The sequence below is a fragment of the Boseongicola sp. genome (genome assembly GCA_014075275.1).
In the GTDB taxonomy this organism is placed as follows: Bacteria; Pseudomonadota; Alphaproteobacteria; order Rhodobacterales; family Rhodobacteraceae.
In genome coordinates this window covers 1,975,314-1,990,323 of the sequence record CP046179.1, presented here as the reverse complement: position 1 = coordinate 1,990,323, position 15,010 = coordinate 1,975,314, and the positions used below count along the sequence as shown (strand labels likewise).

Annotated in this window: 12 protein-coding genes and 2 pseudogenes; 2 read left to right on the top strand and 12 right to left on the bottom strand. The window is 53.3% G+C overall.

The window, feature by feature from the left end; all coding sequences use genetic code 11:
- Positions 1-28: 28 nt before the first annotated feature.
- On the bottom strand, positions 29-499 hold the full coding sequence (locus GKR98_10005) for an NUDIX domain-containing protein (GenBank protein QMU58494.1): 471 nt from the start codon (positions 497-499) through the stop codon (positions 29-31).
- A gap of 145 nt (positions 500-644) precedes the next feature.
- On the opposite strand from GKR98_10005, the pseudogene GKR98_10000 reads away from it, so the two are divergent.
- Positions 645-1,751: pseudogene (locus GKR98_10000) on the top strand (acetoin utilization protein AcuC).
- A 9-nt stretch (positions 1,752-1,760) separates the two neighbouring features.
- On the opposite strand, the gene GKR98_09995 reads toward GKR98_10000, so the two are convergent.
- The 5 genes from GKR98_09995 to GKR98_09975 form a co-directional block, all read right to left on the bottom strand.
- Positions 1,761-2,411, bottom strand: a complete 651-nt coding sequence (locus GKR98_09995) for a rhomboid family intramembrane serine protease (GenBank protein QMU58493.1) — start codon at positions 2,409-2,411, stop codon at positions 1,761-1,763.
- Positions 2,412-2,452: 41 nt separating this feature from the next.
- Positions 2,453-3,835: a hypothetical protein gene (locus GKR98_09990; protein QMU58492.1), complete on the bottom strand. Its 1,383-nt coding sequence runs from the start codon at positions 3,833-3,835 to the stop codon at positions 2,453-2,455.
- A 5-nt stretch (positions 3,836-3,840) separates the two neighbouring features.
- Entirely contained in the window at positions 3,841-4,446 is a 606-nt protein-coding gene (locus GKR98_09985; protein ID QMU58491.1) for a polysaccharide export protein, read from the bottom strand.
- Between the two features lie 124 nt (positions 4,447-4,570).
- Complete coding sequence (locus GKR98_09980; protein QMU58490.1) at positions 4,571-7,069, bottom strand: tetratricopeptide repeat protein; 2,499 nt, start codon at positions 7,067-7,069, stop codon at positions 4,571-4,573.
- A 26-nt stretch (positions 7,070-7,095) separates the two neighbouring features.
- Positions 7,096-7,785, bottom strand: a complete 690-nt coding sequence (locus GKR98_09975; GenBank protein ID QMU58489.1) for a sugar transferase — start codon at positions 7,783-7,785, stop codon at positions 7,096-7,098.
- Between the two features lie 583 nt (positions 7,786-8,368).
- On the opposite strand from GKR98_09975, the gene GKR98_09970 reads away from it, so the two are divergent.
- A protein-coding gene (locus GKR98_09970) for an IS3 family transposase (GenBank protein ID QMU58488.1) occupies positions 8,369-9,720 on the top strand; the annotation gives its coding sequence in 2 pieces (ribosomal slippage) (positions 8,369-8,704 and positions 8,707-9,720; 1,350 coding nt in all).
- Positions 9,721-9,794: 74 nt separating this feature from the next.
- Here GKR98_09970 and GKR98_09965 read toward each other — a convergent pair.
- From GKR98_09965 to rfbC, 6 genes and pseudogenes are all read right to left on the bottom strand, one after another.
- Positions 9,795-10,577, bottom strand: a pseudogene (locus GKR98_09965) (nucleotide sugar dehydrogenase).
- A 36-nt stretch (positions 10,578-10,613) separates the two neighbouring features.
- The gene (locus GKR98_09960; protein QMU58487.1) at positions 10,614-11,618 is read right to left on the bottom strand and encodes an NAD-dependent epimerase/dehydratase family protein; all 1,005 of its coding nucleotides are present in this window, start codon (positions 11,616-11,618) and stop codon (positions 10,614-10,616) included.
- Complete coding sequence (gene rfbA / locus GKR98_09955) at positions 11,615-12,493, bottom strand: glucose-1-phosphate thymidylyltransferase RfbA (GenBank protein ID QMU58486.1); 879 nt, start codon at positions 12,491-12,493, stop codon at positions 11,615-11,617. The genes GKR98_09960 and rfbA overlap by 4 nt, the downstream gene beginning before the upstream one ends.
- On the bottom strand, positions 12,490-13,347 hold the full coding sequence (gene rfbD / locus GKR98_09950; protein QMU58485.1) for a dTDP-4-dehydrorhamnose reductase: 858 nt from the start codon (positions 13,345-13,347) through the stop codon (positions 12,490-12,492). Before rfbD ends, rfbA begins: the two co-directional genes overlap by 4 nt.
- Positions 13,344-14,384, bottom strand: a complete 1,041-nt coding sequence (rfbB, locus tag GKR98_09945; protein QMU58484.1) for a dTDP-glucose 4,6-dehydratase — start codon at positions 14,382-14,384, stop codon at positions 13,344-13,346. The genes rfbD and rfbB overlap by 4 nt, the downstream gene beginning before the upstream one ends.
- Positions 14,381-14,938, bottom strand: a complete 558-nt coding sequence (rfbC, locus tag GKR98_09940; GenBank protein QMU58483.1) for a dTDP-4-dehydrorhamnose 3,5-epimerase — start codon at positions 14,936-14,938, stop codon at positions 14,381-14,383. Before rfbC ends, rfbB begins: the two co-directional genes overlap by 4 nt.
- Positions 14,939-15,010: the final 72 nt, after the last annotated feature.

Genomic DNA, 15,010 nt, shown 5'->3' with positions numbered 1-15,010 from the left:
GACCAAGCAAAGGTCACAGGCTCACGACCTAGAAAAGCTTCGGATTGAAATACTTCAGAATGGCTGACAGTTCAGGTTCCTGCACTAATCCCGAAGCTACTTTCAGCGAAAACCATTTGCGCTTGCGCTGATCCATCTCGGGCCATTTGCTGGCAAGTGATTTCACTTTAACAGGGAACAACGCCACAATGCACGGTAGATTAGCATCGTCATTCAAGTCTTTGGTATAGCTAAATATCCCAAGGCAAATTGGCTTAACTTTGCCCTTAACCCCGGCCTCTTCCCAAGCCTCGGTCATCGCCGCTTCAGCAGGGGTAGCACCGTCCACCGGCCAGCCTTTCGGCACAATCCAACGCTTCGATCGCCGCGACGTTACAAGCAATACCTGTACTTCACTGCGATGCTTTCGCCAACACAGCGCACCAAATTGCGTTCTGACGTCCCGCTTTTCATGTTCGGAAAGTCTAAGCGCTTGTTGTTTGATCTTCGCCAAACTCATCGGAGCCACGAGGCCTGCCGTCCTCAATTAATTGTCTTCTTTTGCAGTCACGCTAACACTTTAAGTATTTGTGTCAAAGTGATCTTAATCGAATACACCACAATATGTTGATAAATTGTTGAAGTTCCAAGCCCCTAGACCCCAGATGATCTCTTCCGAGATCTATCGCGCATCGAGCTATAGCAGCACGCACCCACGGGCAATCCCCAGGGTGTCGACCGTTATGGATCTCTCGATAGCAATGGGGTGGCTGGCCCCGGATGAATGGATCCGCAGCCCGCGCGCACGTCCAAAGGCATTGGCTGCCTAGCATGATCCCGATTACATTGCCGCCGTCATCCGCGCCGAAGAAGAAGGCAAAGTCAGTTCTGAAATCCGTGAACGACACAATATTGGCAGTCACGCCAACCCAGTGTTTCCTGAAATGTATCGGCGTCCGGCAACGGCCGCCGGCGCTTCGATATTGGCGGGTGAGATGCTCAAAGCCAGCGGAGTTATCTTTTCGCCCGCCGGTGGCACGCATCACGGAATGCCGGACCATGCCAATGGATTCTGCTATTTTAACGACCCTGTGCTTGCAATCCTCTCAATGCGCGCAAACGGTATTCAACGGATTGCTTACATCGATATCGACGCCCACCACTGTGATGGCGTAGAGTTTGCTTTTCGCGATGACCCGGATGTTCTCCAATTTTCCATCCACGAGGAAAATCGGTGGCCATTTACCGGGGCACTCAATGATCAGGGGGCAGGGCAGCTTTTCAATATTCCAGTGTCTCGCAGGTTCAATGACAGTGAATTCGCGTTGATCCGCGACCTTTTGATTTTACCCTGCCTACAGCACTTCCGCCCCGAAGCGATCATCCTGCAATGCGGGGCCGATGCCGTCACGGAAGACCCACTGTCGCGACTGGAACTGTCAAATAATGCGCATTGGTCAGTAGTAAAAGCCTTGCGGGATGCAGCGCCACGCATGCTCGTACTTGGTGGCGGTGGCTATAACCCGTGGAGCGTCGGCCGCCTTTGGACCGGTGTCTGGGCCACTCTCAACAACTATGAAATTCCAGAACGCCTTCCGCCAGAGGCTGAAGAGGTGCTACGCAATCTCAATTGGCCGGGGCGTCGAGCGGGGCGCAATCCGCCAGATCATTGGTTTACCACCCTGCGCGATCCCGCAAGACCGGGGCCGATACGCGAAAACGTCCGTCACGCCATCAAGCACCTCAGCCAAAGAATATCAAACTCGTCTTGAGGCCTTCTGTTATGCCGTCTCCATGCCACGGGGGTCGACCAGGACTGCTGCAATCCACCCGGCCAAAAAGCCGCCCAGATGCGCCTCCCAGGCCAACAAGCGGTTCATTGCGAAATACAGAACAATGTTCAACGCGACCAACATCACGACAGTCCGCAGAACGGGCGTCAGCTTTTCACGCAAGGTAAACCGGTCGATATATTCCCACGCCAGGATTGCCCCAGCCAAACCAAAAAGCGCGCCGGACGCGCCAACCATGGGTCGGAAAGTGTCACTCAACAACGCAAAGCCAATCGCACCTCCGAAGATCGAAACGATGTAAACAATCAAGAACTTCCACGATCCCACGCGTTCGATGACATAAGGGCCAAGTGACCCCAAAGTGATCATGTTCACGACCAAATGCGCAATTCCACTATGAAGAAAGCCATAGGTCAGGAACATCATCCATGACTGAAAGGGGTAGTTAGCCTTCCACTCACCCAGGATTCCGGGCCAGAAACCGCCAAATTCGTAGGCCAGCGATCGAAATCGCGCCACACCGAAAACGCCAAATCCACCAAGTACAAGCAGCAATTCAATAGTTGCATAAAGCCCGATCAACCAAAGGATGACCGGGCTATTATGTATTGCCGAAAAATAGGACCTGAGACTATTCACAGTTATCCGCCGTCCGCGACCTCTTCGCAAAGATCACTGTTTTAGAACCCAAATGAGAAGTCCCGGCCAACGCTGAAGAATACCGAATTTTCGGACCTGTCAGGCGAGCCGGATTGATCAACCCGAATGGTTTCTAATCCTGTGCGGAAGTCCCAGTCATCATTTAACTGACGCGTATACCCAAGCGAAGCACTGGTAAGTGCATCGCCACTGGAATCACCGAATACAGCTGAACTTCCATAGGATAATCCGGCATCCCACGAAGAAATCGCATTGATTTCCTTGCGATAGTTCAGTTGCAGGGAAGTGTTCAACAGACCCGCGCCGTCTCTCGTACTGGCTTTCTGCGTAAAGTTCGCACTCAGCCGGCTATCACTCAACTGGCGCACATAGCCAATCTCGGCAGTGAAATCGAGGTCTTCGCTCTCTTGTTCGACGACACCTAACGACAACGAAAGTTGACCGTCAGTCAGGTCATATTTTCGGGTAACATCTGCGGTGGTACGCCGTCCGCTTTCATCAACCCGACTAGACATCCCAACACCGATAGAGCCATCCGGGCGTCCTTGCGTCACATCAAGTTCCACGCCAACACCGTCCTCGCTAGAGGTAAGCGCGCCCAGTTCATATGTCTCACTGTCGTCGATTGTAATCTGGCCGGAATACGCCAACCCATTGGCCATTTCGCCTCTCACGCCCAGACCAAAATACTGGTTTCGGCGAGAAGTTTCTGTCGCGTCCTCTTCGTCACGGCGGTTCGTGCCGGCGGTTGCACGAACGGTCATAGCCGGATCAATGCGGAAATTGGCAGCCGCATCAAAGGATGTTCTGTCACTGCTCACCAGATCCGGATCTGTCGTATTTTCAAATTCATCTTTGGTACTGCGCGCGGTGAACTCGGCACCAAACGGCCCCTCCATTCCGAACTCATACCCAAAGCTGTAATTTGTGATCTTGCGGCGGCCGCCATCTATGACAAGCGCGTCCGGATCAAATTGACCGTCTATAAAAAAGCCGAAAACTTCATCGTCAAAGTCGAAATTACGATACCGGCCACTCAGGGTCAATTCGGAATTTGCACCCTGTCGCGCATAATTGACGCCAATATCGTGGTTTCGAATATCGAAATCATCGTCAGACGTGGTCGACGATCCGAACGCCCCCCTTAAGTCTGCGCCAACATTGAACCTGAACTGTTCGCTGCGTGTTTCACTGCTCAGCCCAAATCCAAGTGATGTACGGCTGGTATATTCGGTGTCGCTTGCTGGCGATGTCAGTCCAGGGTTGTCGCTGATTTCCAGACTTTGATCGAATGACAACGTCGCGCGAATGCCCGTCTGATCCTGAGAAAAGACGGGCGAAACGCTTAACGTGGCAAGCGAAAGGGTCGTTACTGCTAGACGTCCCGGTCGCGATTTTTTCATATTTACTACTCGAAGAGGCGGCGTTCGGGTACGATTATAACATCTCCGTCAGCTAAGACCACATCTTGTCCAACAGACCCTGCCGCGATTGCTTTATAGTTGATGCGCGATACGGATTGTTCCCCGGTGCGCGAGTTGGTGCGGCGCAACAAAATACGCTTGTTGGTTGCCGCAAATTTGGTAAATCCACCTGTAGTCGCCAAGGCTTGCAGCACCGTGGTGCCGCGGCCCAGCGATTTCTCTCCAGGCGATCTAATTTCACCCAAGATATAGACATCGATGGAGCGTCCACCGCCGGTCGCGCCACCTGTGGCCTGACGGCGCAGCGACTGAACTGTCACAAAGACGGTTGGTTGCGAAGCAAAGTTCGACGAAATTGCAGACGCAATCGAAGATTGAACTCCCGTTGCTGTCTGGCCACCGGCCTGAAGGCTTCCGGCGAATGGGAAGTTGATTGAACCGTCTGGCAAAACCAGAACTGAACGGTTCAATGACGGATCTTCCAGAACTTCGACCTGTAACGTGTCGCCGGACCGGATTTGATATTGGCTTTGTGCAAAAGCAAGTGTCGCAGTCAGCATCGCGACGACAGCAAAAACCAGAGTTTTCATTGTATTACCCCCAAAACTTATATTCATTAACTATGATCGCACAATTTCCGCAAGGAAAGTAGCAATCTGCCATGATCATTTTCTGTAACCCAATGTGGTCGCCGAGAGACAGAAAATTCATGCCCTATTGCTCAGACGAAGACAATCTCTCCAATTCGGATCGTGCTGTTTCTATTTGTGGTCGCGTATCAGTGTCTTCCGACATTTCAATCACCCTTTGGAATTGGGCTTTCGCATCCTCATTCCGACCCAGCGCCACATAAACCGCCGCCAAATGGTACTGAACAATGGCATCGCCTGACAGCGCTTGCGCCGCTGGCTCCAGATAAGTCAAAGCATCCTGGTATTCACCACGACGATACTGAAGCCATCCATAAGTATCCTGAAATGGAGGAACTTCGGTGCCGCGCAGACGACGTCCTATGGCAAAGGCCCGCTCAATACTCTCCTCGTCATCGCGATAGGTTGCGAGAAGGCTGGCCAAATTGTTTGCGACGACCAGGTTTCCAGAGTTACGGGCGTAAAGTTGCTCATAAATGTCAATGGCACTGTCGATATCGTTCGATCGCTCCAGATAACTGGCCTTTGCCCACAGCAGCCTCACCGAATCAGGGTTTGCTTCCAAGCCCCGATCAATCGCAGCCCGCGCTTCCTCTGGTTGCTCATTCGCATTCAACGCCTGCGTCAATTGAAGCCAGGCACGATCAGCCTGAGGTTCCCGCGCCAAATACTCCTGCATAGTGGCAACAGCGCTGTCATAGTCCCGAAGTGCAAACTGTGTTGTGCCAAGAACTGACAAGGGCCAATCTGCATCAGGGTTGTTCGTAACCAGTGTGTTTGCAATTTCCAGGGCAGCTTCGGCGTCGCCTTCCGCGACTTTCGCACGAATAAGCAAAACCTGAGGTCCGGCGTCTTCCTGATTTTCCCGCGCGATTTGCTCAAGCAGTTCAACTGCCTGCTTGCTTCCTTCGCGGCGGGCTAGAATCTGAAGGCGCAAGTTCGTCGCAGCCTGTTCAGCCTCCAGATCAGAATTTCGGCGCATCGTCGCTTCAACTTGCGCTGCGCGTGGCCAATCTTCGGTTTGTAAATAAATTTTGCCCAGTGCAATCAACACCCGAAGATCATTTGGCGACTCGCGTAATGCGTTCACCAACACATCTTCCGCCGGGCGAAAGCTATCTTCAGAAACTAATAAACGCGCAAATCTCAGACTTTCTTCTGGTGAATAATTAGATGCCTCAACTGCAAGCGCCAAAAGGTCTTGCGCAAGTTCGCCTTCACCAGCGCGCTCATGCGCTCGCGCAAGCATGGTCATAGCCTCGACATCCTGCGGTGCCTGATCCAGCACCGAACGCAGATCGGCGATTGCGCCATCTGTATCGTCTGCGTCGGTTTTCCATTTAGCAGACATTTTAAGCGCATCAATTTGTGTGGGGTCACTGGTCAAGACTTCCCCGACCAGTTGGCGAGCCCCAATCTCGTTGTCGTCACGATTCAACATTTTAGCCAAGACGATTTTGAAACGGCTGGTTTGATCCGACTCAGCGTCCGTATCCACAATCGCCTGCATTTCAGCTATGGCCTGCTTGCGATTGCCAGTGTCGAACAGAATGCCAGCCCTCAAGGCACGCAATGTGCTTGGGCTCTCATGCTTCTCAATTGCTATGTCAATCTCGGCCAAAGCCGCTTCGTCGCCGCGCAACTCGCGAATAAACCCGATAAGGCTTACGCGAGGTCCAAGATCATCTGGCGAACTCTCCGCCTCTGCCCGCAAAAACTCTTCGGCTCTTTCGATTTGACCTGTACCGGCCAGAATTCTCACCAACATGGCCTTGATTTCGCTGTCGCCAGGGAAGCGGGCATTCATGGCTCTTAAGTGATCTTCCAGCCCTGCAACGTCCTGTATGCGGGCAAGAAGCGACCCCTTCATGGTATAATAGGACCGGTTTTCAGGCTCGAGAGTAATCGCCTTTTCGATTGTTTCCAAAGCAAGTGAGTTCTCGTTTTGCCGGGTGTAAGATTCGATAAGCACCCTCAAAAGCGTAACGCTGGATGGATTTTCCAATGCCAACTTTTCGGCCTCGGCCGTCAGTGCGGGCAGCTGACCTTCTCGGTCTTCTACAATCGCCTCGCGGAAACGCATGACGAAATCGACAATCTCTGTGCCTTCAAGCTCGACGTTCGCCTGCTTAAGCGCATCCGAATGCCGCACGGCTTCGGACCAGTTCTGCGCCGCAATCGCCATTTCGCTCAATGCCAGACGCGACTCCATATCTGCCGGGTCTTCTTCTGCGATCCGCAAATACTGAGCATAGGCTTCCGCCAGGTTTCCGCGTTCTCGTGCGACACGTGCGTAAGTGGTCCGCGCCTCGCGATGAAATTCGTTCAACGACAGAACATTGCGAAGTTCGACTAGAGCACGATCTGTATCGCCCTGGCTAATCAGCTCGATTGCACTGGCATAATGCGTTTCCGCCCGCTCTTCGGCACTGTCACATGCAGCCAGCGCAAATAGGGCAGTTGAAAAAATCGTTGCCTTGAAAACAGGACTAAACACCATACTCAAACTCCTGGAAATCTTTCGGAGAAACACTAGCAAACGAGCGGCCTTGCGGCCAGCCATAACAACATCAGACCTGTGTGATCTTTCTAGTAGCCAGTTCCGCGCACGACGACCGCGACCGTTTGGAACAGGATCTTGATGTCCGTCCAAATTGACAGAGTCATGTCGTAACGGTCATCGTATTCAGCCCGCTCCGAAAACTCCGACTCGTTTCGTTTCGAAACTTGCCAGCTGCCCGTAAGCCCCGGACGCAGGTTGTAATAGGACCTGCCGGGGTACAGCGACTGTTGCGAGGGCATCATCGGACGAGGGCCAACCAAAGACATGTCGCCCGTCAACACATTCAGCAATTGCGGAAGTTCATCGAGCGAGATGCGGCGAATGATCCGCCCCATGCGCGTGCATCGCGGATCGGATGCAAGCTTTTGCTTCGAGTCCCACTCGGCGCGATCTGTTGGATTTTGTTCCAGGTGGTCTTCCAAAAGCATCTCTGCATCTGGAACCATGGTACGAAACTTCCACATTGTGAAACGGCGACTATCTTTGCCAACTCGCTCCTGACGAAATAGCGGCGAATGGCCATCTGTGGCGATAAGCAACGACACCAACAGCATAAACGGCACCACAAATGGCGCCGTAATTAAAATAAGGCTAATATCGAGAACGCGTTTAAAGCCCATTCGATACAAACCGAAGCGCTTTACGTGCGATCTTACCGGGATCGAATCGACGTTAGCAGCAGTCGGATCGACAACATTCGTTACATGAACAGTCATACTTTTTACCGAAGCACGTTCGGCCCCCTAGAACACACCAACCCCGAAAAAACCATATTTGAGCTGCAGCAGCCAAATGATCGGGCTTGGAGGATTATTAACATTTGCCACACATCAATGAAAGTTTTTCGTGCATTATCAGCGACATTACGTGAAGTACTTCGGTAACATTTCTGACATTGAAGCTGCGCATGTCTGAATTTCTGCACTAATTCGCCACGATGTTGCTGTATTTCGTATGGTAACCATGCGGAAGAGACCAAACCTATGAATTTCCAGTTCGTGAACGATTGCTCCAATTCTGCACAAACTGTCCACAAATGATTGACGATCAATTAACTCAGATGGAGACAAATTGAGTTGTGATTCGGGATGCCCCTTGCACCTTGGCGCAAGATTACAGAAATGCCCTATATCAGACATTTTGTGGCCGTTAAGTCGGGCTTTACGATAACGGCGATTCCATCGCATTGAACATCGGACGGAAACAACGGAACTGTCTGAAGTCAGCGCCTATGGGTCCAATTAGGTTAATTTGATAAGAGAGTTTTGTTGGCTCATCGTAACCACTGAGGAGTGGGACATGAGACAGACAACTGGAACTCGCAGGAGCCCCGGCGAGCAGATCGTCAAAGAGATCAAGCGCGCGACGCGCAAACAGTATTCGTCAGAAGAGAAGATCCGGATCGTGCTGGATGGCTTGCGTGGCGAAGACAGCATTGCTGAGTTGTGCCGTCGTGAGGGAATATCTCAAGGTATCTACTACAAATGGTCCAAGGACTTCATGGAAGCTGGCAAACGGCGGCTTGCTGGAGATACGGCGCGTGCGGCTACGACCGACGAAGTCAAGGACCTGCGCCGCGAAGCCCGAGACCTGAAGGAGGTCGTTGCCGAGCAAACACTGGAACTGCGTCTTCTCAAAAAAAGCATGACCGGCGGTGGGGGCGACCAAGAATGAGGTATGCTGCATCTGAGAAGTTGGAGATCATCCGGCTTGTTGAGGGGTCGCATTTGTCTGCTCGTCGAACATTGGCAAAGCTGGGCATCCCCCGCACCACATTTTACCGTTGGTATGATCGGTATCGGCAGCGCGGCGACGCTGGCCTTGTGGATCAAGCGCCTAAGCCCAGACATGTCTGGAACCGCATCCCCGACGAAGTCCGGCGCAAGGTCGTCAAGCTGGCGCTGCAGGAGACGGAGCTGTCGCCGCGCGAACTGGCAGTGACGTTCACGGATCGGGAGCGCTACTTCGTCTCGGAATCTTCAGTCTATCGGGCCCTGAAGGCCCACGATCTGATCACCAGCCCGGCCTTTATCGTGCTCAAGGCGGCAAACGAGTTCAAAGACAAGACCACTGCGATCAACCAGCTTTGGCAAACCGACTTCACCTATCTCAAAGTGCTTGGCTGGGGCTGGTTCTATCTCAGCACAATCCTGGACGACTACAGCCGCTACATCATCTCGTGGAAACTCTGCACGAACATGCGGGCAGAGGACGTGACGGACACCCTGGATTTGGCGCTACAAGCATCAGGGTGCGATCAGGTTCACGTCATCCACAAACCCCGCCTCCTCAGCGACAACGGGTCCAGTTACGTCTCTGGCGATCTGGCTGAATGGCTGCAGGACAAAGGCATGAAGCATTCTCGGGGCGCACCATATCATCCCCAGACACAGGGCAAGATCGAGAGGTGGCATCAAACCCTGAAGAACCGCATCCTATTGGAGAACTACTTCCTTCCGGGAGACCTCGAAACCCAGATCGAAGCCTTCGTCGATCACTACAATCACAAGCGCTACCACGAGAGCCTGAACAACGTCACACCCGCCGACGTCTACTTCGGGCGTGACAAAGCCATTCTAAGACAACGGGAAAGGATCAAACGAAAGACGCTCGAAGCGCGGCGCTTGCATCACAGACAGCGCGCCGCATAATAACATCAACCAGACGAGCCAAACTCTTTACTTGTTTAAGCAACTCTTGGTTCCCAAAACCCTGACGACGGACAACCGCCATAACCGGGGCCGGCATGCAGGAATTTGTTACCGATCCGCCCGTCCAGGCCCATGCCTTTTGAGACCTCACGCACGTCTGCGCCAGTTTTTTCGCACAAGGCCGCAACCTCGTTGATAAAGGTGATCTTGGTCGCCAGAAACGCGTTCGCGGCGTATTTGATCATCTCCGCGCTCTCAAGGTCAGTCGTGACAATAGGGAAATCACGCAGAAACAGTGGGCGATAAATCTCGGCCATCATTGTCGCCGCCCTGTCATTTTCCACCCCGACAACAACCCGGTCAGGACGCATGAAATCGTCGATTGCTGCACCTTCGCGCAAAAACTCAGGGTTTGAGGCCACGTCAAACGTCATATCAGGGTTCGTCCGGGCCAGAACTTCGGCGACTTTACGGTTCGTTCCGACCGGTACGGTCGATTTTGTGACGACAACCATATAGTCTTTCGCCGTTTTGGCGATTTCTTCCGCAGCTGCAAAGACATAGCTCAGATCGGCATGGCCATCGCCACGCCGGGCCGGAGTTCCCACGGCAATGAAAACCGCGTCGGCGCCATCCAAGGCAGCAGTTAGATCCATTGTGAAATTCAACCGACCGGCGGCAACATTCTTTTCCAAAAGAACATCCAGCCCCGGCTCGTAGATCGGAATTTCACCAGCTTCCAGGCGCTCGATCTTTGACGGATCTTTGTCCACGCAAATCACATCGTGACCAAAATCCGAGAAACAAACTCCCGAAACCAGGCCGACATATCCTGTGCCGATCATCGCAATACGCATCTTAAACCTCTGAACCCACGTCCCTTTACGAGGGTCTTAGACCCCGAAATATTGACGATACCAAGACACAAATTGGGGAATTCCGTCTGATATAGACGTTTCGGGCACATAATCGGTCAACGCTTTCAACAGCGACGTGTCCGCCCAGGTCGCGGGCACATCGCCAGCCTGCATGTCCATCATGTTCAATTTGGCAGTCACACCCAACGCCGCTTCGATTTCGTGGATATATTTCATCAAAGGTTCAGGCGCAGCACGGCCAATATTCAAAACCCGATAGGGCGCGACACTGCTAAGACTGTCCGCCGCCCCAACCGAATTGCCAACCTGCAAATCGCAATACGACAAACGCCAGATCGCTTCGACAAGGTCATCAATAAAGGTGAAATCGCGCTTCATTTCGCCGTGGTTGTAAACGTCGATGGCGTCACCATTCAGCATGGCTTTAACGAATTTGAATGCCGCCATATCCGGGCGCCCCCAGGGACCATAGACCGTAAAAAATCGGAACATGATCGTCGGCAACCCATACAGATGGGCATAAGAATGCGCCATCGCCTCGGTTGCTTTCTTAGTTGCCGCATAGAATGACATCTGCATGTCAGCCTTGTCAGTCTCGCGATAGGGCATCTCGGTGTTTGCCCCATAAACAGATGACGTCGAGGCCAGCAAAAGCCGGGCACCTGGATGCGCCCGCGACGCTTCCAACAATTCGAAAGTGCCTTGCAGATTTGCCTCAACATAGCTGCGCGGAGCGTCAATCGAATACCGAACCCCGGCCTGTGCTGCTAGATGCACCACCACATCGGGCCTATGTTCCGCAAACAACCCTTCCAAAAGTCCGGGCCTTTCGATCCGGTCTTCGACAAAGATGAAATTCGGCGATTTTTCCAGAATGGCCAATCGGTCGCGCTTCAATTGGGTGTCATAATAGTCAGTCACCGCATCAACGCCGACAACCCGCCACCCCTCATCCAGCCAACGTCGCGCTGCATGAAAACCGATAAAACCGGCAGCACCAGTAATCAGAACAACTTTCAAGTTTCAGACTCCGCCAATTGCTTCAAATACCGGCCATATTCGTTTTTGCCCAAAGGTTCAGCCGCCGCCATCAGGTCGTCGCGGGTAATCCACCCTTGCTCAAAGGCGATCTCCTCTGGCGACCCGGTTTGCAACCCTTGGCGTTCCTCCAAAGTGCGCACAAAATTCCCGGCATCTAACAAAGATGCATGAGTAACGGTATCCAACCAGGCAAAGCCACGGCCCATTTTTTCGACTGTCAAAGTCCCATCATCCAGATAGGTCTCTAAAACCGATGCAATTTCCAACTCGCCACGTTCCGAAGGCTGAACCTCTGCCGCCCGCTTGGGTGCACTGCCGTCCAGAAAGTAAAGCCCGGTCACAGCATAGTTCGAAGGCGGCCGTTCAGGTTTCTCGATGATCCCGCGCACAGTATCCCCGTCAAAATCCAGAACACCATATCGTTCGGGGTCAGCGACGCGATATCCAAACGCCGTTCCGCCTGCGTCGCGCGCATCGGCGCGCGCAAGTATGTCGGGCAGGGCATGACCAAAGAAGATGTTGTCGCCCAGCACCATCGCCGATGGCGCGCCATCCAGAAAATCCTCTGCCAGCAAATAAGCCTGCGCCAACCCGTCCGGCGAAGGTTGCTCAATCCAGGTCAGCGACAAACCCCAGCGCGAGCCGTCTCCCATAAGTCTTTGAAACTGTGATTGATCTTCAGGAGTCGTTATCACCGCGATCTCGCGAATACCTGCCAGCATCAAGACGCTCAAAGGGTAGTAAACCATTGGCTTGTCGTAGGTCGGCAAAAGCTGCTTCGATACACCCATCGTGATCGGATACAACCGCGTGCCCGAGCCGCCTGCCAGTATGATGCCTTTACGCTGTGTCATGTCGCCTGAAGCTCCTTCAAGACTTTTCCCAACCCCTCACGCCAGTCTGGCCGTTCAATTCCAAAATCCTGCCGCAGGCTTTCGCAGTCCAGCCGCGAATTCAAGGGCCGACGGGCAGGGGTCGGGTAATCGGCCGTCGCGATGTCCTGCACCGTTGTAGCAGTTCCCGACTTTGCGATAATCTCGCGGGCGAAATCGGCCCAACTAACATCGGGCGCGCCGGCAAAGTGATATGTGCCGCCATTGGAACCCGAATGAAGACCCCCGGCGCACGCATAGATGGCGTCCGCGATGGCAAAAGCCGGAGTAGGTCCACCAATTTGGTCACTGACGATCGACAGGCTGTCCCGCTTCTTTGCCAATCGCAGCATCGTCTTCACGAAATTGGCCCCATGCGCACTGAATACCCAGGACGTTCGAAGGATCACATGCTTTACCTTGGCCGACCTTACAGCCTCTTCGCCCAACAATTTGCTCTTCCCATAAGCCCCGATCGGCCCGGTCTGATCATCTGGTTTGCGGGGCTCATTTCCTGACCCGTCAAACACGTAATCAGACGAAACATGAATTAACGGTATGCCCTTGGAACGACAGGCTTCAGCCAAGGCCCCGACGGCATGGCCATTAACCCGGTTGGCAACGGCCTTTTCGTCTTCTGCCTTGTCAACCGCCGTATAGGCAACGGCGTTGACCACAACATCGGCGTCCATATCCCCGACCAGCTTCTTAAGCTGACCGCCCTGGGTAAAGTCCGCCACATCACGCCCGATATGTGCGGCCTGAACGCCCTGGGGCTTTCGTCGGCGCATCTCAATACCCAGCTGGCCGGTCGTCCCAAATACCGCAACCTTCACGGCGAAGTTCCCAACCGTCCGCTAACATCATGGTCTTCCAACAATGGCCGCCACCAATCTTCGTTTTGAAGATACCAATCAACCGTCCGCGCCAATCCTTCTTCCAGCGTTACCGAAGGCCGCCAGCCAAGCTCATCGCGAATACGTGTTGGATCAATCGCATAGCGTCGGTCATGACCGGGACGGTCGTCAACAAACGTGATTAATTCGCGATAAAGTGTCTCCTTTGGGCGAGTCTTGTCCAGCAGCGCACATATCAGCTCGACCATATCAATGTTGCGTGCTTCAGCTTCGCCACCAATGTTATAGCTGCGGCCAACCGCCCCCTTGGTCAGCACCGTCAGCAAAGCGTCGGCATGATCTTCGACGAAAAGCCAGTCGCGCACATTACCACCATCGCCGTAAACTGGAATATCCTTGCCCGCCAACGCGTTCAGAATAACCACCGGAACCAGTTTTTCAGGGAAATGAAACGGTCCGTAATTGTTTGAGCAATTCGACAGAACAATTGGCAATCCATATGTCTCGTGCCAGGCGCGCACCAAATGGTCCGAAGCCGCCTTTGACGCAGAATAGGGGCTGCGCGGATCATAAGGGGTGGTTTCCGTGAACTGTCCACCGGCCCCCAACGACCCAAACACCTCGTCCGTCGAAACATGGTGAAACCGAAAGAATTCGGGACGGTTCATTTGGTCCCAATAACTGCGGGTGGCCTCCAGTAATGCATAGGTGCCGACGATATTCGTTTCGATAAAGGCTGCCGGGCCATCAATGGATCGATCCACATGACTTTCGGCTGCCAGATGCATCACCGCATCGGGTTTATGGCGGTCAAATACAGCGGCCAGGGCAGGGCGGTCGGCAATGCTGACCTGTTCAAAGGCGTATCCCGGGGCATTGGTCACCGAGGCGACGTTTTGCAGATTGGCGGCATACGTCAGGCAATCGACATTGACGACTTCATGCCCGTCGCGAATTGCTTTCCGCACAACAGCAGAGCCAATAAATCCTGCGCCCCCGGTTATCAGAATTTTCATGTCGCCACCCATTCAAATGGGCTGTCAAAGTCTTCTAGCGTGGGCGCAGCAGAGTCCTTTTCAGACAACAGGGGTTCTACGTCCAATTGCCAGTCAATTCCGCAACTGTTCCACCGTACCGCTCCGTCGGCTTCCGGCGAATAGAAGTCGCTGCATTTGTAAACGATCTCGGTCATCGGTTCGCGCGTGACAAATCCGTGCAAAAACCCTGCGGGTATCCAAAGCTGCCGGCCATTGTCAAAACTCAGCTCTTCAGCGACCCAACGCCCATAAGTCGGCGAGCCCTTACGGATATCCACGGCAACATCCAGCAGCCGCCCGCGACCGCACCGCACAAGTTTGGCCTGCGCGTGGGGTGGTGCCTGAAAGTGAAGGCCACGAAGGGTTCCGACATCCTCGGACATCGAGTGGTTGTCTTGCACAAAATCAACATTCAGCCCCGCATCTGCCATTCTTTTGGCGTTCCAGGTTTCACAAAAGAAACCGCGAGCGTCCTGAAATCGCCTTGGCTCAAGGATCAAAACCCCCGGCAGCGACGTCTCAATAATGTTCACTGGTCATCACCCATTCTAGGTCGAATAACCGATTATCAGGACAGGTCTTAACCGTCACCTAAGATTGAAATA